Below are 22,123 nucleotides of genomic sequence, written 5' to 3' on the forward strand. Positions count from 1 at the left end.
CGCTGTGGTCGCCATGCCGTTGATTGTGACGAGCAAGTAGCTGCCTGTCCTGGTACAGACATTCCCAGGAAAACGGGTCTACTGCCTGATCACGCGTTAGGAGCCGACCGTGGAGGCATGACAGAAACACGAACACCCGCAGGTCCCGTCGTGGGGTTCATCGGGCTGGGTGACCAGGGCCTGCCCATGGTCACGAAAGGAACACCACGCATGAACAAGCTCGCCCTCGTCACCGGCGCCACCTCCGGCATCGGCAAGGCATTCGCCGAACGCCTCGCTGCCGACGGCCACGACCTGATCATCGTCGGCCGCCGCAAGGACCGTCTCGAGCAGTTCGCCGCCGACCACCCCGAAGTCACGGTCCGCACTGTCGCCGCCGACCTGTCCACCGACATCGGCATCGACACCGTTGCCGAGATCTGCGCCAGAGAGCCGCTGACCATGCTCGTCAACAACGCCGGCGTCGCCCACTACATGCCGCTGGCTCAACTGCCCGCCGACAAAGCCCGCGAACTCGTCCACGTCAAGGTCGTGGCTCCCACCATGCTCGCCCGCGCCGCCGTCACCGGCATGCAGGAACGCGGCGAAGGAAAGATCATCAACGTGGCCGGGATGATCGCCTTCAGCGGCCCCGCAGACGGATCCGTCATGCCCCGCCGTGCCGTCTACGCGGGCACCTTGGCCCACCTCGTCGCCATGTCCCAGACGCTCAACGCCGAACTGGACGGCACCGGCGTCCAGGTCGAGGTCCTCTGCCCCGGCATCGTCGCCACCGAATTCCACGAGCGCCAAGGCCTCGACCTGAGCGCCGTGCCCCGCATGACCGCCGACGAGGTCGTCGCCGCCGGACTACGCGGCCTCGAGCTCCGCGAAGTCGTCTGCGCCCCGGGTGTGGAGGACGCCGGCCTCCTCGACGCCGTCTTCGAAGCCGACCTCGCTGTGTTCAGCGGACAGAGCCCCGAACTCGCCTCCCGCTACCGGGCCAACTGAACCAGTCCTATCTCGCCCAGCGGCAGAAGGAGGCGCACGCACAGTGAGTCGTGACGGCACACCGGCCGTCCCGGCTCGACGTTGTGGCTGGTGGCCGACGCACCAGCGCACACGGCACGAGCCCGGTTCCGCCAACCAACGGGCGGACACCTCGATGGTTGCCGCAGATCAGACAGGCGTCCCGCACCTCGGCCCCTCGTTTGTGGTGACTGCTGCGCGCTGGGCGCGGTCTGCGATGGCGCGCAGGTGCGTGATCAGTTCCGGTGGCTCGTGTACCTGGAAATCCGCTCCCAGCCCGAGCAGTCGATGTGCCAGCCATTCCGGCGAGTCGTCCCGGACGGCGTCGAGGCGGCAGGAGTGATCGTCGACCGCGACGACCTCGCCGGGTCCATCGCCCAGCCGTCCCGCGACGCGGTCGGCCGGAGCATCGATGGTCAGGCGGAGACGGAATGCCGGTGTCCCCCAGTCGGTTCGGCGTCCCATGACGTAGGCGGCAGCGTCGGCGGCGGGTAGCGCACGTGGGGTGAACCGCGCGGCGGTGGGCTGCGGCCGGGAGATCCGGTCGACGCGATAGACCCGCCAGTCGGCGCGGTCGAGGTCGTAACCGAGCAGATACCACCGCCGCCGAGCGGGCACCAGACCCATGGGCTCGGCATTGCGCCGGGTCTCGGTGCCCGCCTCGTCGCGGTAGGCGAAACGCACACGTTCCCGGTTGGTCACGGTCGCGGCGAGTGCGGCGAGTACTTCCGGGTCCACCGCGGGGCCGTGGCCGGTGGACGGGATGAGGGCGGCGCCCAGGACACGCACTCTCCGCCGCAGCTTCGCGGGCAGCACCTGCTCCAGTTTGGCCAGGGCTCGGACCGAGGCTTCCTCGATTCCGGTCACGGCGGACCCGGCGGCGGCGCGCAAACCGACCGCGATGGCCACCGCCTCGTCGTCCTCGACCAGCAGCGGCGGCATGGCCGCGCCCGCCACCAGTCGATAGCCGCCCGCCGCGCCCAGCGTCGCGGTCACCGGATAGCCGAGTTCGCGCAGGCGGTCGATATCGCGGCGCACCGTGCGGTCGGTGACGCCGAGGTGTTCGGCCAGTTCGCTGCCCGGCCATTCGCGGGGAGTCTGCAGCAGCGACAGGAGGCGGAGCAATCGAGCGGGGGTGTCGTTCACGAGGTTCAGAATCGCAGAAATCTAGGACGTGAATGGTCCTAAATGCTCCTTACCGTCGTCGTTGTACCGCAGGACCGACCGGCAAGGAGCCGCACCGATGACCAGCACGTCCACCGATATCCGCCCGTTCCGCATCGCGATCCCGCAGACCGACCTGGATGACCTGCACGATCGCCTCGCCCGGACCCGGTGGTCGGCCCAGTTGCCGGGGCGCGGGTGGGATCGCGGCGTGCCGGTCGACTACCTGCGCGAGCTGGCCGAGTACTGGCGGACCCAATTCGACTGGCGGCGGCAGGAGGCGGCACTCAACGAGTTCCCGCAGTTCATCACGAATATCGACGGCCTCGACGTGCATTTCCTGCACGTTCGCTCGCCGGAGCCGGACGCCACGCCGCTGATCCTCACCCACGGCTGGCCGAACTCGTTCGTCGAATTCACCGAGACCATCGGCCTGCTGGCCGATCCGCGCGCGCACGGTCTCGACCCGGCGCAAGCATTCCACGTCGTGGTTCCTTCGGTTCCTGGCTTCGCCTTCTCCGAGGGACCGCGCGAGGCGGGTATGACACCGGGGAAAGTAGCCGAGATGTGGCTGGTGCTGATGGACCGGCTCGGTTACCGGCGCTTCGGCGCACAGGGCGGCGATCTCGGCGCCTACGTGGCTCCCGAACTCGCCATCGCCGCGCCGGACCGGGTGATCGGCGTGCACCTCGACGGGGGAATCGGGATGCCCACCGAGGCCGACGTGCCCACCATGACCCCGGACGAACGCGCCGAGTGGGACCTCATGCAAACATGGATGACCGGCGTGAACCACCACGTGCTGCTGCACGACGCCCCGCAGACCTTCGCACACGCTTGGACCGACTCCCCGGTGGGCCTGCTCGCCTGGCTGATGCACAAGTTCACCGAGTTCGCCCCGCTCGCCGACCGCGTCGAGGACGTGATCAGCCGTGACCACCTGCTGACCAACATCAGCCTGTACTGGTTCACCGACACCGCGGCCTCGTCGTCCTGGCCGATGTACAACGGCCTCGGCGACGGCGGGTTCGCCTGGCCGAAAGGCCAGAAACTGGTCCCCACCGGCACCTACGGCGGCGGCTCCGCGCTGATGCGGCGGCTCGCCGAACGGGACAACACCATCGTGCACTGGCCAGAGGGCAACACCGGCAACCACTTCGTCGCGATGGAACGCCCGGACGCGCACGCCGCGGACATCCGGACGTTCTTCGCGCAGCTGCGCTGAGCGCGGAGGAGACGACCGAGGCGCGGTCTTCCACCCCACCGCGACCGCGAAGTTTTGTTTCGGGGCGTCGCAATCCGTCCGCGAGGTCGTATTCGGGAGGTGACCCTGGAGGCGCGATCGATCAGCCCTTCCGGATACTGCGGTCCTCGCCCGCATAGACGGTGGGTGCTCACATCGGTGACGGAGTGTGAAGCGAGTGTGCGGAGTCCGGGACCTGGCAGTGCTATGGAGTGGCCGGTGCGGGTCCGGCGCCGTTCGGGCCGGGCGGGGCCGGTGCCGGTGCGGGAGGCGGGAAGTTCGGCACGGTGAAGAGGCCGACCGTGGGTGTCATCACACAGTGCGCGAACGGGTAGTCGATGATGCCCCACATCGAGGCCAGCACGGTGCCCGGTCCGCTGTCGACCGTCTTGGACAGCGACGGCAAGCGGTATTCGGTCACGTCGTCGAGCGGGGTGATGCCGCTGGCGCCGGTGTTCACGTTGACCCACGCGACGACGAGCCCGGAGGCCAGCGGCGCGCCGGAGTGCGAAGGGGTGGCGCTGAACCGCAGCGCGCCGGGCGGGACGTTCAGGTCCCGGGCATTGCCCGAGCCGTCGGTGGTCGCGGCGGCGATGACCGTGGTGATCGGCCCGTTGCTGCCGCAGCCGAAAGTGGGCGCGGCGTAGGCGAAGGGAGTGAACACGCTGGAGACGTCACGCAGGTTGGCGGCGTCGACCAGGGTGGCGTACCGGGTGAGTGCGGCGACGCCTTCGCGCGCGGCCGAGTCGGGTCCGGCGATTTCGGTCAGGTGAGCCAGGCCCGTGTCCACGGGCGCGGGGGTCTGCTCGGCGGCCGCCGGGACGGAGAGAGTCAGAACCGCGCCGATGCCGAGAGATGCCGCGGCCGCCGCGGCGCGTGCGATGGTCCTGCCGTTCACTCGTTCTCCTCGATACCGAATCCTGCCTGGGCCCCCGACCCACGAGCAGCAACGTACCAGGTCGCGGGTCCGGTCGTACGGGATAGGCGGCTGCCTCGCCTTCGCTCGGCCCGGCGCAGTCTACGGACGGACTTCGTCCGGCTGCGCCTTTTGTGCGGCTGCCTCGCCTTCGCTCGGCCCGGCGCGGTCTACGGACGGACTTCGTCCGGCTGCGCCTTTTGTGCGGCTGCCTCGCCTTCGCTCGGCTCGGCGCGGTCTGCGGGCGGACTTCGTGCGGCGGCGTCTTTTGTGCGGCTGCCTCTGCCGTCGCTCGGCCCGGCGCGGGCGGAGGGCGGATTTCGTCCCGGCTGCGGCCCTGGACGCCGCCCGTGCACCAGGCCCGCGCAGCCAGTCGGTGTGATCCAGTCGACAGTGGACGTTTGCCACGGGGTACGTTTGACTCGGGACGTACGAGACACACAGGGAGCTACGTATGAAACTATCCTTGTCCCCCGACGACGTCGCCTTCCGCGACGAACTGCGAAAGTTCTATCGGACCGAGATCCCGGAGGACATCCGCGAGCGCGTGCGCACCGGCCGGGAGCTGACCCGCGACGACATCGTCACCACGCACAAGATCCTCAACGACCACGGCCTCGCGGTGCCCAACTGGCCCGTCGAGTGGGGCGGCAAGGACTGGACGCCGATGCAGCGCCACATCTGGCAGGACGAGATGCAGCTCGCCTCGGTGCCGGAGCCGCTGACGTTCAACGCGCAGATGGTCGGCCCGGTGATCGCCCACTTCGGCTCCCAGGAGCTGAAGGAGCGTTTCCTGCCGCCTACCGCCGCGCTGGACATCTGGTGGTGCCAGGGCTTCTCCGAGCCGGACGCCGGCTCCGACCTGGCCTCGCTGCGCACCACCGCGGTCCGCGACGGTGACTCCTACATCGTCAACGGCCAGAAGATCTGGACCACGCTGGCCCAGTACGCGGACTGGATCTTCTGCCTGGTCCGCACCGACCCCACCGCGGCGAAGAAGCAGTCGGGCATCTCCTTCCTGCTGTTCGACGTGAAATCGCCCGGCGTGACCATCCGCCCGATCAAGCTGATCGACGGCGGGTACGAGGTGAACGAGGTCTTCTTCGAGAACGTCCGGGTGCCCGCCGATCAGCTGGTCGGCGAGGAGAACATGGGCTGGACCTACGCGAAGTTCCTGCTCGGCAACGAACGCACCGGCATCACCGGCGTCGGCCGGACCAAGGTCAAGCTCGGCGTCGCGAAGCAGTACGCGGCGCAGACCAGGTCGGGCAACGGAACGCTGCTGGAGGACCCGGTGTTCGCCGCGCGGATCGCCGAACTGGAGAACGAACTGCTCGCGCTGGAGCTCACCCAGCTGCGCGTGGTCTCCAACTCCTCGGACGGCAAGCCGAATCCGGCCTCGTCTGTGCTGAAGCTGCGCGGCTCGGAGCTCCAGCAGGCGGCCACCGAGCTGCTGCTGGACATCGCTGGTCCCGACGCGATCCCGGTGGAGGCGGACGACATCGCCTCGCCAGGCTGGGCGCAGCGCAGCGGCCCCAGCTACCTGAACTACCGCAAGACAACCATCTACGGAGGCTCCAGCGAGGTGCAGCGCACCATCATCGCCTCCACGATCCTCGGATTGTGAGGCGTCACCATGGATTTCGATCTCACCGATGAACAGGTCATGCTCCGCGACACGGTTCGCGACCTGCTCGCACGCACCTACGACGCGGAATCTCGGCTGAAGGTCACCGATTCCGACCTGGGCTTCAGCCGCGACGTGTGGCGTCAGCTCGCCGAACTCGGCGTGCTCGGGCTGAGCTTCGCGGAGGAGGACGGCGGCGTCGGCGCCGGTCCGGTGGAGACGATGGTCGTGCTGGAGGAGGTCGGCCGCAGGCTGGCGCCCGAACCGATCCTGGACGCGGTGCTGGTGCCGGGCGGGCTGATCGCCAAGGCGGGCAGCGCCGAGCAGCGGCAGCGGATCCTGCCGGAGGTCGCCTCGGGCGCGAAACTGCTCGCCTTCGCCCACGCCGAGCCCGGGGTGCGCTGGCCGTCCACCGAACTGGCGACCACCGCTGCCGCGAACGGTGATTCGTACACGCTGACCGGTGTCAAGAACCCCGTTCCGCATGGTGACAGCGCCGACGAGCTGGTGGTCAGCGCGGTTTTGCCGGACGGTGGGGTGGGGCTGTTCCTGGTCGCGCCGGACGCGGCGGGCGTGGTCCGCAAGTCCTACCGCACGGTGGACGGCCAGCGCGGCGCGCAGCTGGAACTGACCGACACGCCCGCCGAGCGGCTCGGCGAGGGCGACGCGGCCGAGGTGATCGCCTCCGTGCTCACCTACGCGCAGGCGAGCCTCTGCGCGGAGTCGGTCGGCGCGATGGAAGAGGCGCTGCGGCTCACCACCGACTACCTCAAGCAGCGCAAGCAGTTCGGTGTCACGCTGTCGAAGTTCCAGACGCTCACCCAGCGCGCGGCGAACATGTACGTGTCGCTGGAGCTGGCCCGCAGCATGAGCCTGTACGCCACCGCGTCGCTGGCCGACGGCGCCGACGACCCGGTGATCGCCTCACGGGCGCGCTTGCAGGTGGGCCGATCGGCGCGCCACATCGGGCAGGAAGCGATCCAGATGCACGGCGGCATCGGCGTCACCGCCGAATACCCGGTCGGCCACTACGTGGCCCGGCTGACCGCGATCGAGCGCACCCTCGGCGGCGGGCTCGAGCATCTGCGGGTGCTCAGCTCCCGGGTCGGCGACTACGAGCTGCCCGAGCTGTAGGACCGTGCGGTGGTGTGCGTTTCGCGCACACCACCGCGGGTCACTCGTCTTCGTCTCGCGCGGTGGTGGTTCTGCGCTGCGGTGCGGTCGGCTCGTCGGACGGTTCGGCCGCGCGCGTGGTGGTGGGCGGCCGCGTGTCCTCCGGCGGCGCGGCGTGCGCGGGGTCGTCGACTCGGCCGGAGGGGTCGGCCGAGGTGCTGGTGATGAAACCCGCGAACGGTGTTGCGCGCTGCTGGTTGTACGGCGCGACCTTCCAGGTCGGCGAGGGCGGGATGATCACCCTCGGGGTCGTCGGGCCGGTGGTGTCCTCCCGGACGACCGGCTCGGCATGCTGACCCGCCTTCAGCGGCGGTGGCGGGACGTAGGTGTCGTGTTTGCCGACCCCGCACGCGCCGATCAGGACGAGTCCGATGGAAACCGCTCCCGCGGCGATCGCCGGACCGGCGATCTTGGCCCTGCTGCTCTCCATCGGTGACACTCCTCGTGTGTTTCGAGTGGCCCCACCTTACTCGAGGCCGATTGGTCGAGCGAGGTGAGCGGTCGCTGGGTATGCGCCCGCAAGCGCCTTAAACGCTGATAATTCAGATATCGAATTGGTCTCGTCGGCGTGTCGCGGGCACGTGTCGCTATCCTCCGGCGTCCCGGAGTCGTAGCGTGTGTGAGCAAAGTTACGCGTGAGACGCCGGTATCGGGCTGAGAGACACGTTGTGTGAGAACGTGAGAGTGGTTCTCTGACCGGCGTCATCGAGGAGTAGATGATGGGAGCTTACTCGACAGCGTCCCGGCGTGGTTCATCCCGCGCCGCGGAAGATGCGGTGTCGGCAACTGCGCAGCATCTGGCGTCGAATCAGCAGGCGCGCACGCTGTCCACGATTCTGTCGCGGACGCTGGCGTGGCTGATCTTCATCGGCGGACTCGTCGGGGCGGTGCTCGGCATCGCGGGCCTGCACGTCGAAATCACCGTGGCCGGACTCATTCTCGCGTGCACCGCGGGTCTTGTCCTGCTCAAGCTCCGTGCGGGTGGTGGCGAAGCCGACTGACCGGTCCGGCCCGCCGCCGAGCGTGCTGGTGCGAAAAACCAGGGTGCGCAACACTTTAGGCGCCTACCGTGATCTGCATGAGGATCGAGATCACCACCGACGCCACCGAGTTCCGCTCGCGCGCCGAGTCGTTCCTGCTGCGTGATCCGTTGCGCCATACCGTGATCACCACCAGCGTCGCCAATCACGTCACGGGCATCGATGCCTCGGCGGAGCCGTCGCGATTCCTCTCGGTCCACGACGACGACGCTTCGGTGATCGGCGCCGCCATGCGGGTGGGGCGTCGGGACGTGTACCTCGGTGAGCTACCACCCGACAGCGTTGCCGCGGTGGCCAGGGCGCTGGCCGACGTGGTTCCCGAGAGCGCGGGTGTCGAGGGGATCGTCGGTGACGCGACCGCCTTCGCCCAGCACTGGTGTGCTCTGTTCGGCACGGGATTTCACCAGTCCTACGCCACCAGGCTGCACCGGCTCGGCGCCCTACGGATTCCGGACGTCGCCGGAAACCCGCGCCCGGCGATGGAATCCGACATCGCGTTGTGCGCGCAATGGCTGGCCGCCATGAGCGACGAATCCGAGGAGCTCTCGCCCGCACTGGACGAGGCCGCGATCCGGCGCCGCGTCCTGGCGGGCCGCTGGTGGCTGTGGGAGCGGGACGGCGAGCCGGTGAGTCTTGCCGCGCATCAGATCCCGATCCACGGCTGGTCGCGGATCGGACCGGTCTACACGCCGCCCGCCGCACGCGGGCACGGCTATGCCAGCGCGGTGACCGCGCACGTGGCGAAGCTGCTCCGCGGCGAGGGCCTGGACGTCTGCCTGTTCGCCGACACGGCCAACGCCACGGCCACCCGGATCTACCGCACGATCGGCTTCCACCCGACCCACGACTTCGCCCACTACGTCTTCGATTAGGAACGCTCAGTTCAGCGGAGCCGCGTTCCACCAGTTCATGAACTCGGCCTCGGTGGCGATGAAGCCGGTGCTGTACATCAGCATGGCCGCCCGGCGCGCGTCGCCGGGAAACGCGGTGACCATTCGCGGGCGCAGGTTGCGACTGCCGTGCAGGGTGTAGTTCGTGTAGGTGTGGCCGCTGTTGTTGGTGGCGGCCGCGCGGTCGTTGGCGGGCAACGCGTCCAGCACGGCCTGCGCGTCGGCGTGGGAGCCGTAGAGGTAGAAGTCGAAGGCCGCCTTGTTCGGTCCGCCGAAGCAGCTCCACATCAGTACCCACGCGCCCAGATCCGGGTCGTCGTGGTCGGGAGTCGCCTCACCCGGTTCGTGGGCGAAGCAGCCCGCCTTGTTGTATCCGGTTCCGGCGTGCACCAAGGTGTCCGGCGTGGTCGTGGGCAGCATGTCCGGGAAGGCGGCGCTCAGCTCCGTGGCGCGGGCGCCGATCGTGGCGCGATCGGTGGTGGCCGCGACGCTTGTGGCCGGGATGGTTGTGGCCGGACGTCCGCTGGGCGAGGGCACGATGTTCTGGGCGCGCACCGTCGTGGTGGGTGTGGTGGAACCGGAGGACCCGGTGTCGTCGAGCGTCGCCTTGACGATGAGGCCGATCAGGCCGAGCACCAGCAGCAGGCCGAGCCACCCACCCACCGAGGCATGCCAGCGGGACCGGCGCACCGGGCCGAGATAGGCGCGTGCCTCCCGCCGCCCCGCCGAGGGATCGATCTGGAGGACAGGGGGATTCGGCGGAGGCGGCGGCTGCCACGACGCGGGCGCCGTCAGCGCCTGCCATGCCGCGGCGGCGAATTCGGTACAGGAGTCGAAGCGGTCGGCCGGATGCTTGGCCATGGCCTTGGCCAGCACCGCGTCCAGCGCCGCGGGCAGTCCCGGACGCAGCCTGCTGACCGGCGGCGGCGGTGCGCTGAGATGTCCCTGGATCACCGCCACCGGATTGGTGGCGTCGAACGGCACCGTGCCGGTCAGCAGCCGGAACAGCGTGCAGGCCAGGGAATACTGATCCGCCCGGTGATCCAGCACCGCCCCGGACAACTGCTCCGGCGCCGCGTAGGCCAGGGTGGCGGTGAAGGTGCCGGTCTGGGTGAGCCGCCCGGTGTCGTCCCGGAACCGAGCGATGCCGAAGTCGGTGAGGTACACGCGCTCCGACCCGCCCTCGGCGCGTTCCAGCAGGATGTTCGCCGGTTTCACGTCGCGGTGCAGCACGCCGCGGGCGTGCGCGAAGTCCAGCGCCTTGGCCGTCTCGGCGATGATCTGCACCGCCCGGTGCGGCGGGAGCGTCCACGCGTCCACCGCGGCGGCATCGGTGCCGTCGATGAAGCGCATGCAGATCCACAGCCGCTCGCCCTCGACGCCGCGGTCGAACACCGTGACGATGTTCGGGTGGTCCAGCCGCGCGACGAGATCCGCTTCCCGCTCGAAGCGGGCGCGGATCTCCGTGTCGTGGAAGAGCTCCGGGTTCAACAGCTTCATCGCCGTCAGCCGGGGCAGCCGCGGATGCCGCGCCAGGTACACCGAGCCCATCCCGCCGCGGCCGAGCAGGCGTTCGATCGTGTACCCGGCGAAGACCTCACCGGTGTGCAGCATGGGTCAGTTCAGCGGAGCCGAGCGCCACCAGCGCAGCAGCTCGTCGATCGTCGTGAAGCTGAAGCCGTCGGTGTACATCAGGAACTGGGCGCGATCCGGGTCGCCGGTGAACGCGGTGACCATCTTGGCGCCGTCATCGGTGTATTTGTAGTTGGTGTAGGACTTCCCGCCATTGGTGTCGGTGGACTTGGCGGCCTGCGACGGCAGGCCCTTCAGCACCGTCTGCACGTCGGCGGGTGTTTTGTAGGCGTAGATCCGGTAGTACGGATCGTCGTTGTTGCCGCCCTTGAAGCAGCGCCATTGCACAGCCCAGTCGCCGAAATCCGGCTCGCCTTTGGACGGTGACGGCGGCGAACTCGGTGAGGCCAGCCAGCACTCGGCGCCGTTGTAGCCGATCTCCTCACTCTGGGAGGCGGGCACCATCCGCGGGAACTCCGCGCTGACCGCTTCCGGGGTCGGATCGACGATGTTCGGCTTGACAGCCGTAGTGGTCGTCGAACCGGCATTGCTCGAGCCCGAATTCGAGACCGCCCCGATGATGCCGAGCGCCACCACGATGAGCACCACGACACCCACCGCGATGCCGACGATCAGACCGGTGTTCTTCTTGCCCGGCGGTCCGGCCGAGGGATGCATGCGCGCGCCGTGCGGCGGAGCCGCGAAGCCCGGGAAACCGGGTTGCTGGGTGTAGGGATTGGCGGCCGTGGGCTGCGGCGCGGGGCCGGTGTGCGGATGGGAGTTCACCAGCGTCGCGGGTGGCGGAGTCATCGGCGACGCTGTCGCGGCAAGCGAATTCGGTCCGCTGGTCTGCGGGCCGTTCACCTGATAGCCGGGGCCGCTCACGTGCGCCACCGGGTGCGGCGTGCCGGTCGTCGGGATCTGCGGGCCGGTGGTCGGGCGCGGACCCATGGTCGGCTGCGGTGGACCGGTGACCGGCCGGGGACCGCCGACCACCGGCATCGACGGCACGCTCGGATTGGTCAGCGCCTGCTTGGCAGCCGCGGCGAACTCCGCGCAACTGCCGTACCTGTCGTCGGGACGCTTGGCCATCGCCTTGGCCAGCACGCCGTCGAGCGCGTAGGGCAGTCCGGGCCGGACGCTGCTCAACGCGGGCGGCGCGCCTTGCAGGTGCCCCTGGATGACGGCGGCCGGGTTGGTCGCCGAGAACGGGCCGGTGCCGGTGAACAGCCAGAACAGCGAGCAGGCCAGCGAATACTGGTCGGAGCGGTGGTCGAGCGCGGCGCCGGTGAGCTGTTCGGGCGAGGCGTAGGCGAGGGTCGCGGTGAAGGTGCCGGTCTGGGTGAGATGACCGGTGTCGTCGCGCAGTCGCGCGATACCGAAGTCGGTGAGGTACACCCGTTCGCCGCGTCCGGCGGTGGAGCGGGCCAGCAGGATGTTGGCGGGTTTCACGTCGCGGTGCAGCACGCCGTTGCCGTGCGCGTAGTCCAGCGCGTCGGCGGTCTCCTTGATGATCTGCACGGCGCGTTCGGGCGGCAGCGACGCCGGTTGCACCGAGGCGGCGTCGATGCCGTCGATGTACTGCATCGAAATCCACAGTTGCTCGTCCTCGAGCCCGCGGTCGTAGACCGTGACGATGTTCGGGTGATCGAGCTGCGCGACCAGATCCGCCTCCCGTTCGAACCGCGCCCGCACCTCCTTGTCGAAGAACATCTCCCGATTCAGCAGCTTCAGCGCGGTCATCCGCGGCAGCCGCGGATGTTTCGCCAGATAGACCGATCCCATGCCACCGCGGCCGAGTTGCCGCTCGATGACATAGCCGGCGAAAACGTCACCGCTGGCCAGCATGACTGCTCCACTTCCCGCCGCTCGCCGGGACCCACCGGCGAACAGGCGTACAGCATTAGAACGCGCGGTCCGAGATGGGCCGGACCACGGAAAACATCGAAACCTTAACAGTAGTCGCGCGGCCGCCTGTCGCTCGTCGAGCGTGGCGACACGCGGTCGGCGAACGGCGGCCGGGCCCGCTCGGGGGCGGGCGCGGTTCTGGGGGTTGCTGGTGCGGCCGCACCGCTGACCCCGGGCGCATGGGGATGTTCGGCAGCTCGATCATGCCGGGATGGACGGGTCGGCGCGGCGGTGGGAAGCTCGGGCGCGGTGGCGCGGGCCGAGGAGGTTCCGGTGGCGTCGTTGGGCGCGGCGCGGGATGCGGTGCGGTGTGCTGTGTCGGCGGCGCGGGATGTTGCGGTGCCGATGTGTGCTGTGTCGGCGCGTGCCCGTCGGTGTGGACGCCGAGGTGCGGCGCGGCGGCGGGCGGTGCGGTGCGCTGCCCGGCGATGGCGTGCTCGGCCGCGGCCGCGAACTCGGCGCAGCTGGCGAACCGATCCGCGGGCCGCTTCGCCATGGCGCGGGCCAGTACCGAATCCAGCGTGGGCGGCAGGCCGGGACGCACCCGGCTCAGCACCGGGATCGGCGCGTAGAGATGACTGTTCACCACCGCCGCCGGGTTGGGGCCCGAGTACGGCGGCGTGCCGGTGAGCATCCAGAACAGGGTGCAGGCCAGCGAATATTGGTCGGCCCGGTCATCCAGCGGCTGGCCGATCAGCTGTTCCGGCGCGCCGAACGCCAGCGTCGCGGTGATCGTGCCGGAGGAGCGGATCGTGGTGTCGGCGCCGCGGATGCCCGCGATGCCGAAATCGGTGAGCAGTACCCGTTCCTGCTGCCCGATCGGCGCCTTGGCCAGCAGGATGTTGGCCGGTTTCACGTCGCGGTGCAGCACCTGGTTGGCGTGCGCGAAATCGAGTGCGGCGGCGGTGTCGGCGGCGATCCGCACCGCGCGGGCTGGCGCGAGCACGTCGACGTCGGCGCAGGAGGCGTCCGCGCCGGGCACGTACTGCATGGAGATCCACAGCTGCTGGTCCTCGGCGCCGCGATCGAACACCGTGACGATGTTCGGATGATCCAGCCGCGCGACCAGATCGGCCTCGCGTTCGAAGCGGCGGCGGATGTCGGTGTCGGCGTACAGTTCGCGCTTCAGCAACTTCAGGGCGGTCAGCCGCGGCAGCCGAGGATGCCGGGCCAGATACACGGTGCCCATGCCGCCATGGCCGAGCACGCGTTCGATGACGTAGCCCGCGAAGACATCGCCGGTCTGGAACACCGTTACACCCCCCTTGTCGAGTCGAGCGCGCGGACACTATCCATGTATCTCGCCGGGCCACCGGGATGCAACAGTCGCGTGCGAGCTGCGCTCGCTGTCGGAGGCAGTAGTTAGAGTGACCGCATGCGCATTGGAGCACATGTCCGGCTCGACAGCGACCCGATCGGCTTCGGCGAGAAACTCGGCGCCGACCTCATCCAGATGTTCGTGGTCGATCCGCAGAGCTGGGACAAACCCACCCCGCACCCGCGGACCGAGGAGATCCTCGCGAGCCCGATCGAGGTCGTGGTGCACTCCTCGTACCAGATCAACGTGGCGAGCCTGAACAACCGGCTGCGCATGCCCTCGCGCAACGCGGTGGCGCAGCAGGCGAAGGCGGCCGCCGATCTCGGTGCGTTCGGCCTGGTGGTGCACGGCGGACACGTGCGCTCCGACGCCGAGTTGGAGACCGGGATCGACAACTGGCGCAAGCTGTTCGAGCGCCAGCAGGACAAGGGCGGCTTCGCGGTGCCGATCCTGATCGAGAACACCGCGGGCGGCAACCACGCCATGGCCAGGCATTTCGATGCCATCGCCCGGCTGTGGGACGCGGTCGGCGACTACGGCGCCGGGTTCTGCCTGGACACCTGCCACGCCTGGGCGGGCGGTGAGGAACTGGTCGGCGTCGTCGACCGGATCAAGGCGATCACCGGCCGGATCGACCTGGTGCACTTGAACTCCTCGCGCGACGAGTTCAACTCCGGCGCCGACCGCCACGCCAATTTCGCCGACGGCACCATCGACCCACAATTGCTGGCCGAAGTGTGCAAAACGGCGGGCGCTCCGGTGATTCTGGAGACCCCCGCCGAGGGCGTCGCGGACGATATGGCCTACTTGCGCGAACACTGTGCTTGATGTGCAGCGCCTGCGGCGCTGCGTGTTCGCGGCCCCGGGAAGTCTCGCATCCGAGCGACCGAGACTCGCGCCTGCGGCGCATGCGCTTCGGTCACTCGGACGCGAGACGGGCCGCGAACGGTGCTCGTAAGACTCGCACCCGGTGGGGCTGGGCGGGCTTCATCGGTTACGTGATTGTTCGGCAGTGATCGGCTGTGGTGTGCGGGCCAGACTCGGGTCGGCTTCGATCTCCGTTTGTGATCAGCGCGACGAAAACCCTGGTCGGCGGGGTGGCTTCGGTGATGTGCTCGGGTGAGCAGTAACCGATCTCGACAGCGAAGGTGATCCCATGACGGTCGCGCCCGCCACCCCATCCACCGCTTCCGTGACCAGGCTCGGCGCCCGCATCGGCGCGCGGGTCGACAATGTCCGGCTCGGCGGCGACCTGGACCCGGCCACCGTCGACGTGATCCGTCGCGCCCTGCTCCAGCACAAGGTCATCTTCTTCCGCGGGCAGGACCACCTCACCGAGGACGGGCAATACGAGTTCGCCCAGTTGCTCGGCACGCCGACCACCCCGCACCCGACCGTCACCTCGCACGGCGTGAAGAGCCTGGCCATCGACTCCGAGCACGGCCGCGCCAACAGCTGGCACACCGACGTCACCTTCGTCGACCGCATCCCGAAGGCGTCCATCCTGCGCGCGGTGCACCTGCCGAGCTACGGCGGCGCGACCACCTGGGCCTCCACCGTCGCGGCCTACGACTCGCTGCCGGAACCGTTGCAGCGGCTCGCGGAGTCCCTGCGCGCGGTGCACACCAACGTCTACGACTACTCGGCCCGCACCGGTGAGGCGCCGCGTCCGAACGCCGCCGCCTACCGCGCCGAGTTCGAGTCCACCTATTACGAGACCGAGCACCCGGTCGTGCGGGTGCACCCGGAGACCGGGGAGCGGGCGTTGCTGCTCGGCCACTTCGTCAAGCATTTCGTCGGGCTGTCCAGCACCGAGTCGCACGCGCTGTTCCGGTTGTTCCAGGATCGGGTCACCCGTCTGGAGAACACCGCCCGCTGGAACTGGGCGCCCGGTGACGTCGCCATCTGGGACAACCGCGCCACCCAGCACTACGCCATCGACGACTACGACGACCAGCCGCGCAAACTGACCCGCATCACGCTGGCCGGAGACGTCCCGGTCGGCGTCGACGGCGTGGCGAGCACCAGCATCGCGGGCAACGCCGAGCACTATTCGATCATCGAGGACCCGCGGCTGCTCGCGTCCTGAGCGAGCGCCAGCGAGGCGGAGTCGTGAGCGGGGACCCCGCATGGTTGTGGCGGTGGTTCACATCGCCACAGTTGAGGGGCCATGCGGTGTCCATGACGCCGGTCAGGTAGATCCGGGCGAGCCACGCCGCTGCCGGGCGGCGGGCACGTCCGGCAGCGGCGGACCCGGTCCGGTAGCGCATCGTGTTCAGATCGCCGATCCACCGTGCCCGGGCCTGGGGACGCCGGGACGCGAGGTCACGCCACGCCGTCGCTGAGGGCGCGGGTAGCGCAGAGGCCGATGGTGGCATGGTCCACACTGGTTGCCATGAGTATTAGGCCGCTGGACGGGGTGCGCGTCCTGGAACTCGGCAACTACATCGCCGCGCCGACCGCCGGGCGCATCCTCGGCGATTTCGGCGCCGAGGTGATCAAGGTGGAGCGTCCGAAGGTGGGGGACGAGCTACGCAACTGGCGGCTCTACGGCGGCGACACGTCGATGCTCTATCGGACGATCAATCGCAACAAGAAATCCATCACGCTGGATCTGCGCACCGAAGCGGGGCGCGGCGTCGTGCTGGATCTGATCCGGCGCTGCGATGTGCTGCTGGAGAATTTCCGGCCCGGCATGCTGGAGAAGTGGGGTCTGGGCCCGGAAGTGCTGAACGAGGCGAATCCGGATCTGGTGATCACCAGGATCTCCGCGTACGGGCAGACCGGGCCGATGTCGGCGCGGCCCGGATTCGCCGCGGTCGCCGAGGCGGTCGGCGGCCTGCGTGAGCTGGTGGGCGACCCGGATCGTCCGCCGGTACGCACCGGCGTCTCGATCGGCGATTCCATCGCCGGTATCTACGCCGCGTTCGGAACCGTGATGGCGCTGTTCCAGCGGGAGCGCCGCCCCGACGCGGACGGACCGGCTCCGCTGCGGGAGCGGGTGATCGACGTGGCGCTCAACGAGGCGATCCTGTCGGTGATGGAGTCGCTGGTGCCGGACTACCTCGCCTACGGCATCCAGCGCGAGCGCGTGGGCGGCCGGATGGAGGGCATCGCGCCGAGCAACGCCTACCCGTGCGCCGACGGAACCAGCATCATCATCGGCGGCAACGGCGATGCCATCTTCCAGCGCTACATGCAGGTCATCGACCGGCCCGACCTGGCCGCCGACCCGGAACTCCAAGACAACGCGGGCCGCTGGCGTCACCGCGAGCGTCTCGACGCGGCCATCGGCGAGTGGACCATCCGCCACACCCGCGCGGAAGCGCTGAAACTGTTGGAAGCCGCGGCCATTCCGTGCGGCCCGATCTACACGGCGGCCGACATCGTGGCCGATGAGCAGTACCAGGCGCGCAATATGATCCAGCCGTTCGCCGTTGATGTCGGTGCGCCGGAACCGAAGACGGTCGGCTTCCCGGGCATCGTCCCGGTGATCGGCGAGCAGTCCCTGCCCATCCGCTCCATCGGCCCCGATCTCGGCGAGCACACCCGCGAGGTGCTGTCCGGGCTACTCGGTATGAGTGACGCCGAGATAGACGCGTTGGAGGCGCGATGAGCACACAGCCGCACGACCGCAGGCGTCCCCGAGGACGTGCCGCATGGGAACTGCGTTCGCCGCTCAGCAGTAGGCCCACGGTGCAGCCGAATCCGACCGGGGCGGGCGAAAAGCCTTGGGGCGGTGTGATGTGCGGCCGCCGCCAGGCGCGGGAGCAGCGATGACCGCGCCGCTGCTCCGGGATGTCACGCTGCGCGACGGCTTGCAGTTGACCGGCAAGCTACTGCCGGTGCAGCGCAAGGTGGACGTCGTCCGGCGGCTGCTCGCGCTCGGAGTGCCCGCGCTCGAGATCGGCTCGATGGCCCGCCCGGACCTTGTTCCCCCGATGGCGAACACGATGGAGCTGGTCGCCGCGCTGACGCCCGAGGAGTTGAGCCGCTGCTGGGTGTGGGTGGCCACCCCGCGGCATGTCGAGAAGGCCGCCGCGGCGGGCGTGCGCAACTTCCAGTACTGCTTCTCGGTCTCGGACGCGCACAATCGGGCGAATATCGGGCGCGACACCGAGGCCAGCATCGCCGCCATGCCGGACGCGGTGCGCTTGGCCCGCGAGGCGGGCGGGTCGATCCAGCTGTGCCTGGCGACGTCCTTCACCTGCCCGTTCGACGGCCCGATCGACCCGGAGCGGGTGCTCGCCATCGCCTGCGATCCGCGCACCGAAGGCGCGGACGACATCGTCCTCGCCGACACACTCGGGCAGGCGCATCCGGGTCAGGTGGCTGCGTTGGTCGCCGCGGTACGAAATCGAACACCGCAGCGCCGCATCGTCTTTCACGGCCACGACACCTGGGGGATGGGCGTGGCCAACACCCTCGCCGCCATCACGGCGGGCGCGGACATGGTCGACGGCGCACTCGGCGGACTCGGCGGTTGCCCCTTCGCGCCGGGCGCGAGCGGCAACACCGCTTCCGAGGACATCCTGTTCGCGACCAGACCACCATGGTTCACCCCGGCAACACTGGCCGAGTTGGTGGAAATGTCCGAGGACCTGCTCGCCGAACTCGGCGAACCCAACCGCTCCCGCGCCGCCGAAGGCGCCCGCTCGAAAGCCTCTGCCTTCGAATGGGTCGTCGACAGTCAGCGTGCCAGTCGGCAGTAGGCGCGGAAGTCCTGGAGGCGTGGTCGCTTCCCAACGACGAATACGCCCCGGACATCGAGGATGCCCGCGCCCGAGGGGGAGCGGACATCGCTCGGTGACGTGTGCTAGGGCTGCGGCCGATCTCGCAAACAGGTCCGGTGTAGCGGTGTTATGCCGATCCCGTTGAACGTAGATGTGCCTGCCAAGTCAGAAGCTGATGCCCATCGGCGGCGCGCCGTTCGGGCACACGAAACCGACGACGTGGACGCCGAGCGGCAGGATCAGCGCATTGATCGGCACGGTGTGCCCGGTGGCACACACCGCCGTTCCGCTCACCACCTGCGGTACGGAGGTCGAGTTCACGCACGTCATTCCCGCGCAGAACACCCCGGACGGAATCGCCGCCGACGCCGGAGCCGCCGCGAGCACGGCAGCACAGACCGCACCGGCGACCGCCGTCACGATGGATGCGACACGCTTCATTCCCTGTCCTCTCTTGTCATGTGGGGCAATTCATGAGCAAACACTGTGTCCGGGTCAACGTACCTGCGGCTACCCATTCGACTCACTCGACTCGCCGCTGACTTCCATGGCACAAGCGCTGTGGAGGAGGACCGTCAGCCGAGGTCGGCGAGCTTACGTTGCAGCACGGCGCGCTCGCGCTGGTTGCGGCACAGCCGCGCGGCGAGTTCCAGTTCGGTCCGCGCCTCGTCGGTGCGGCCCAGCCGGGTGAGCAACTCCCCGCGAACCATCGGCAGCAGGTGGGAGTTCGCCAGTGCCCCGGTGGCCTTCAGGTGGTCCACGATCGGCAGCGCCGCGGCCGGTCCCCGCGCCATCGAGACGGCGACCGCCCGGTTGAGGTCGACCACCGGTGACGGCGCGAGCCGGCCGAGCGCCTCGTAGAGCAGCACGATGCGCTCCCAGTTCGTCGCATCGAATGACGCGGCGGCGGCATGGCATTCGGCGATCGCGGCCTGCAAGCCGTAGGCGCCCAAGCCTCGGCCGACCTCCTCCGCGCGGGTCAGCGCCGCTCGGCCCCGGCGGATAGCGGCGCGGTCCCAGCGGCGGCGGTCTTGGTGTTCGAGCAGCACCGGATGGCCGTCGGGCGCGGTGCGGGCGGGGAAGCGCGCCGCGGTCAGCTCGAGCAGCGCCAGCAATCCGTAAACTTCCGGCTCGTTCGGCATCAGCCGGGCCAGCACCCGCGCCAGACGCTGTGCCTCGCTCGCCAGGTCGAGCCGGAGCAGATCGTCACCGGAGCTGGCCGAGGACCCTTCGGTGAAGATCAGGTAGACCACGCTGAGCACCGAGCCGAGCCGCTCGGCCCGCTGCTGAGCCGACGGCACCTCGAACGGCACCCGCGCTGCCGCCAGGGTCTTCTTCGCCCGGGTGATCCTGGCCTGCACGGTCGCGGTCGGGACGAGAAACGCCTTCGCGATCTCGTCGCTGGTCAAACCGCCGACCACGCGCAGGGTGAGCGCTACCCTCGCCTCGCGCGACAGCACGGGGTGGCAGGAGATGAACATCAACGCGAGCACGTCGTCGTCGATCTGATCCGGATCCCACAGCACGTCCTGCTCCGGATCCGCGGGCACGCTCCCCGCGACGGCGCCGCCCTCGCCCAAGTCGCGGGCGAGGGCGGCGTACCTCTCGTCGAGGGCCGAGCGTCGGCGGAACGCGTCTATCGCGCGACGTCGGCCGACGGTGAGCAACCACCCCGCCGGGTTGCGCGGCACGCCCTCGCGGGGCCAGGTCACCAGCGCTTCGGCGAGCGCCTCCTGGGCGAGGTCCTCGGCCAGCGCGAAGTCGCCGGTGTACCGCGCGAGCGCACCGACGATCCGTGCCGAGTCGATCCGCCAGACGGCGGCGACGGCCTCACGGCCGGTGGGATCGGCCATCGCGGGTCGGTCCGTTCACAGTTGACCGGTGGCTTCGCGCCATGCCCGCTCCTTCTGGACCCACTCGTTGTCCTGCGGGAATTCGTCGATGGTGGTGACCCGGCGGATTTCGGTCTTGAAGCCGGGCCCGGTGATCGGCGCCCGCTTGGCCCACTCGATCGCCTCCTCCTTCGAGGCCACGTTGAGGATGTAGAACCCGCCGAACAGCTCCTTGGTCTCGCCGTACGGTCCATCGGTGACCACGGGCGGCTCGGAGGAGTAGTCGACGACCACGCCGTCGGCGGCGTCGTCGAGACCTTCCGCGGCGACCAGCACCCCGGCCCGGATCATCTCGTCGTTGTACTTGCCGACGGTCTCGAGCATCTCGGTGAAGTCGGCATTCGCCATCCCCGCGAGGGCCTCGTCGGTCGCGCGCCAGATCAGCATGTACTTCATGGTTGTCTCCTCGGATGATCCGGGTCCGTCTCTCGGACCCTCTCATCCCTAGGTCGAACGGGGAATGCCGGAGATCGACACAACCGCTGATCAATTTTTCCGACCTGGCGGATGCCCTGGTCAGGTGAGACTGTCCACCACATATGCGGCGGCCTCCGCGAGGAGGGCCTCGTCGTATGCGGCATCCCGGTCGTTTTTGCTGGACATGATCGCGATGACCAGCGGAGCGGAACCTGGAGGCCACACGATGGCGATGTCGTTCACAGTCCCGTAGTCACCGGTCCCGGTCTTGTCGGCGACGGTCCAGCCCTGCGGGATCCCGGCCCGGATTCGTCGAGCACCCGCACGCGTGGCGTTGCGCTCCAGGAGATCTCGGAGGAAGGCGCGCTTCTCGTCCGCCAGGGCGTCGCCCAGCACGATCTTGTGGTAGTCGGTGCCCAATGCCCGGGGAGACGACGTGTCTCGCGGGTCGCCCGGAGTGGCCTCGGTGATCAGCGGCTCGATCCGGTCCATCCGGGTCACCGTGTCGCCGAGACCGCGGACATACGCGGTCAGCTCGGCCGGACCGCCGAGATCACGGAGCAGTAGATTGCCCGCGGTGCCGTCGCTGTAGCGGATCGCGGCGTCACACAGCTGACCGATGGTCATCCCCGTGGCCACATGCCGCGGCGTGATGGCCGCGTTCTTCGTGAGGTCGGCTTCGGTATAGCTGACGACGGTATCCAAGTGCGACAACGGATTACGTTGCAAGACCGCCGCGGCGGCCAATCCCTTGAACGTCGAACAGAACGCGAATCTCTCGTCCGCTCGGTAGGCGACGGTGACACCGGTGCCGGTGGCGAGGGCGTACACCCCCAGGCGCGCGTCGAACTTCCGCTCCAACTCGGCCAGGCGGACGTCGGAGTCGGGCGCGAGTGTCGTTGTGCCCGATCCGATCGCGTCGGATGGGGGCGTCGTGCGGCTCGCGCATCCGGCCAGCGGAAGAAGTAGTGCCGCGCCGAGCAGTGTGCGGCGAGCGATGGGCGTCGAAGTCACTGTCCCGCCTTACCTGAGCGCCTCGACGGCGGCGCGGGCGGCTTCGGCGACAAGCGGGTTGTCGGCTTGGGCGTTCTGCTCGAATCTCGTCGTCAGGACCGCGATGACGAGCGGGGCGCGTCCGGGCGGCCACGCGATGGCGACGTCGAGGGCTCCGCCATATGCGGGGCTGCCGGTCTTGTCGCCGACGGTCCACCCTGCGGGCAGC

21 protein-coding genes are annotated in these 22,123 nt (G+C 69.2%); 10 read left to right on the plus strand and 11 right to left on the minus strand.

The genetic code is table 11. The features are described 5' to 3' along the window. Positions 1-117: 117 nt before the first annotated feature. A complete protein-coding gene (locus ON34_RS21145) occupies positions 118-990 on the plus strand; it encodes an SDR family NAD(P)-dependent oxidoreductase (protein WP_245548119.1) in 873 nt (290 codons plus the stop codon). 168 nt (positions 991-1,158) lie between these two features. Here the strand turns inward: ON34_RS21145 and ON34_RS21150 are convergent, their stop codons facing one another. Then, positions 1,159-2,154 carry a helix-turn-helix transcriptional regulator gene (locus tag ON34_RS21150; protein WP_040781996.1) on the minus strand — a complete coding sequence of 332 codons (996 nt, stop codon included), beginning with the start codon at positions 2,152-2,154 and terminating at the stop codon, positions 1,159-1,161. Between the two features lie 97 nt (positions 2,155-2,251). On the opposite strand from ON34_RS21150, the gene ON34_RS21155 reads away from it, so the two are divergent. Continuing rightward, the gene (locus ON34_RS21155) at positions 2,252-3,397 is read left to right on the plus strand and encodes an epoxide hydrolase family protein (protein ID WP_040781999.1); all 1,146 of its coding nucleotides are present in this window, start codon (positions 2,252-2,254) and stop codon (positions 3,395-3,397) included. Positions 3,398-3,620: 223 nt separating this feature from the next. On the opposite strand, the gene ON34_RS21160 is transcribed toward ON34_RS21155, so the two are convergent. Continuing rightward, positions 3,621-4,313, minus strand: a complete 693-nt coding sequence (locus ON34_RS21160) for a hypothetical protein (RefSeq protein WP_040782002.1) — start codon at positions 4,311-4,313, stop codon at positions 3,621-3,623. Positions 4,314-4,785: 472 nt separating this feature from the next. Between ON34_RS21160 and ON34_RS21165 the strand changes: the two genes are divergently transcribed. Together ON34_RS21165 and ON34_RS21170 are read left to right on the plus strand one after the other, a co-directional pair. Beyond that, positions 4,786-5,958, plus strand: coding sequence for an acyl-CoA dehydrogenase family protein (locus ON34_RS21165; RefSeq protein ID WP_040782005.1), 1,173 nt, complete (start codon positions 4,786-4,788; stop codon positions 5,956-5,958). 9 nt (positions 5,959-5,967) lie between these two features. Further along, a complete protein-coding gene (locus tag ON34_RS21170) occupies positions 5,968-7,092 on the plus strand; it encodes an acyl-CoA dehydrogenase family protein (RefSeq protein ID WP_040782008.1) in 1,125 nt (374 codons plus the stop codon). A 40-nt stretch (positions 7,093-7,132) separates the two neighbouring features. On the opposite strand, the gene ON34_RS33700 is transcribed toward ON34_RS21170, so the two are convergent. Beyond that, positions 7,133-7,561: a hypothetical protein gene (locus ON34_RS33700; RefSeq protein ID WP_051022935.1), complete on the minus strand. Its 429-nt coding sequence runs from the start codon at positions 7,559-7,561 to the stop codon at positions 7,133-7,135. A 346-nt stretch (positions 7,562-7,907) separates the two neighbouring features. On the opposite strand from ON34_RS33700, the gene ON34_RS21180 reads away from it, so the two are divergent. Together ON34_RS21180 and ON34_RS21185 are read left to right on the plus strand one after the other, a co-directional pair. Beyond that, positions 7,908-8,132: a hypothetical protein gene (locus tag ON34_RS21180; RefSeq protein ID WP_157172365.1), complete on the plus strand. Its 225-nt coding sequence runs from the start codon at positions 7,908-7,910 to the stop codon at positions 8,130-8,132. A 77-nt stretch (positions 8,133-8,209) separates the two neighbouring features. Further along, positions 8,210-9,043 carry a GNAT family N-acetyltransferase gene (locus tag ON34_RS21185; protein ID WP_040782051.1) on the plus strand — a complete coding sequence of 278 codons (834 nt, stop codon included), beginning with the start codon at positions 8,210-8,212 and terminating at the stop codon, positions 9,041-9,043. 6 nt (positions 9,044-9,049) lie between these two features. On the opposite strand, the gene ON34_RS38135 is transcribed toward ON34_RS21185, so the two are convergent. Genes ON34_RS38135 through ON34_RS21200 form a run of 3 tightly spaced genes read right to left on the minus strand, consistent with a single transcriptional unit; the run spans position 9,050 to position 13,793 of the window. Next, on the minus strand, positions 9,050-10,675 hold the full coding sequence (locus ON34_RS38135; protein ID WP_040782014.1) for a serine/threonine-protein kinase: 1,626 nt from the start codon (positions 10,673-10,675) through the stop codon (positions 9,050-9,052). Between the two features lie 3 nt (positions 10,676-10,678). Further along, on the minus strand, positions 10,679-12,481 hold the full coding sequence (locus ON34_RS21195) for a serine/threonine-protein kinase (protein WP_040782018.1): 1,803 nt from the start codon (positions 12,479-12,481) through the stop codon (positions 10,679-10,681). A 55-nt stretch (positions 12,482-12,536) separates the two neighbouring features. After that, complete coding sequence (locus ON34_RS21200; protein WP_083889606.1) at positions 12,537-13,793, minus strand: serine/threonine-protein kinase; 1,257 nt, start codon at positions 13,791-13,793, stop codon at positions 12,537-12,539. Between the two features lie 123 nt (positions 13,794-13,916). On the opposite strand from ON34_RS21200, the gene ON34_RS21205 reads away from it, so the two are divergent. The 4 genes from ON34_RS21205 to ON34_RS21220 all read left to right on the plus strand — a co-directional run bounded on the left by ON34_RS21205 (position 13,917) and on the right by ON34_RS21220 (position 18,571). Further along, entirely contained in the window at positions 13,917-14,687 is a 771-nt protein-coding gene (locus ON34_RS21205; RefSeq protein ID WP_040782021.1) for a deoxyribonuclease IV, read from the plus strand. Positions 14,688-15,015: 328 nt separating this feature from the next. Further along, complete coding sequence (locus tag ON34_RS21210) at positions 15,016-15,948, plus strand: TauD/TfdA dioxygenase family protein (protein ID WP_040782024.1); 933 nt, start codon at positions 15,016-15,018, stop codon at positions 15,946-15,948. A 306-nt stretch (positions 15,949-16,254) separates the two neighbouring features. Further along, a complete protein-coding gene (locus ON34_RS21215) occupies positions 16,255-17,475 on the plus strand; it encodes a CaiB/BaiF CoA transferase family protein (RefSeq protein ID WP_040782026.1) in 1,221 nt (406 codons plus the stop codon). A gap of 160 nt (positions 17,476-17,635) precedes the next feature. Further along, positions 17,636-18,571 (plus strand): hydroxymethylglutaryl-CoA lyase, encoded by a 936-nt coding sequence (locus ON34_RS21220; protein WP_040782030.1) that lies wholly within the window; start codon positions 17,636-17,638, stop codon positions 18,569-18,571. Positions 18,572-18,757: 186 nt separating this feature from the next. Here the strand turns inward: ON34_RS21220 and ON34_RS21225 are convergent, their stop codons facing one another. The 5 genes from ON34_RS21225 to ON34_RS21245 form a co-directional block, all read right to left on the minus strand. Further along, positions 18,758-19,033 (minus strand): hypothetical protein, encoded by a 276-nt coding sequence (locus ON34_RS21225; protein WP_040782032.1) that lies wholly within the window; start codon positions 19,031-19,033, stop codon positions 18,758-18,760. A gap of 134 nt (positions 19,034-19,167) precedes the next feature. After that, positions 19,168-20,445, minus strand: a complete 1,278-nt coding sequence (locus tag ON34_RS21230) for an RNA polymerase sigma factor (protein ID WP_040782035.1) — start codon at positions 20,443-20,445, stop codon at positions 19,168-19,170. A 15-nt stretch (positions 20,446-20,460) separates the two neighbouring features. Continuing rightward, positions 20,461-20,880, minus strand: a complete 420-nt coding sequence (locus ON34_RS21235; RefSeq protein ID WP_040782038.1) for a YciI family protein — start codon at positions 20,878-20,880, stop codon at positions 20,461-20,463. Positions 20,881-21,000: 120 nt separating this feature from the next. Continuing rightward, entirely contained in the window at positions 21,001-21,915 is a 915-nt protein-coding gene (gene bla / locus ON34_RS21240; protein ID WP_040782041.1) for a class A beta-lactamase, read from the minus strand. 9 nt (positions 21,916-21,924) lie between these two features. After that, on the minus strand, positions 21,925-22,123 hold a 199-nt coding region (locus ON34_RS21245), incomplete at its 5' end, for a serine hydrolase (protein ID WP_040782044.1).

Origin of the sequence: Nocardia pneumoniae NBRC 100136 (genome assembly GCF_000308755.1) — a bacterium.
GTDB lineage: Bacteria > Actinomycetota > Actinomycetes > Mycobacteriales > Mycobacteriaceae > Nocardia > Nocardia pneumoniae.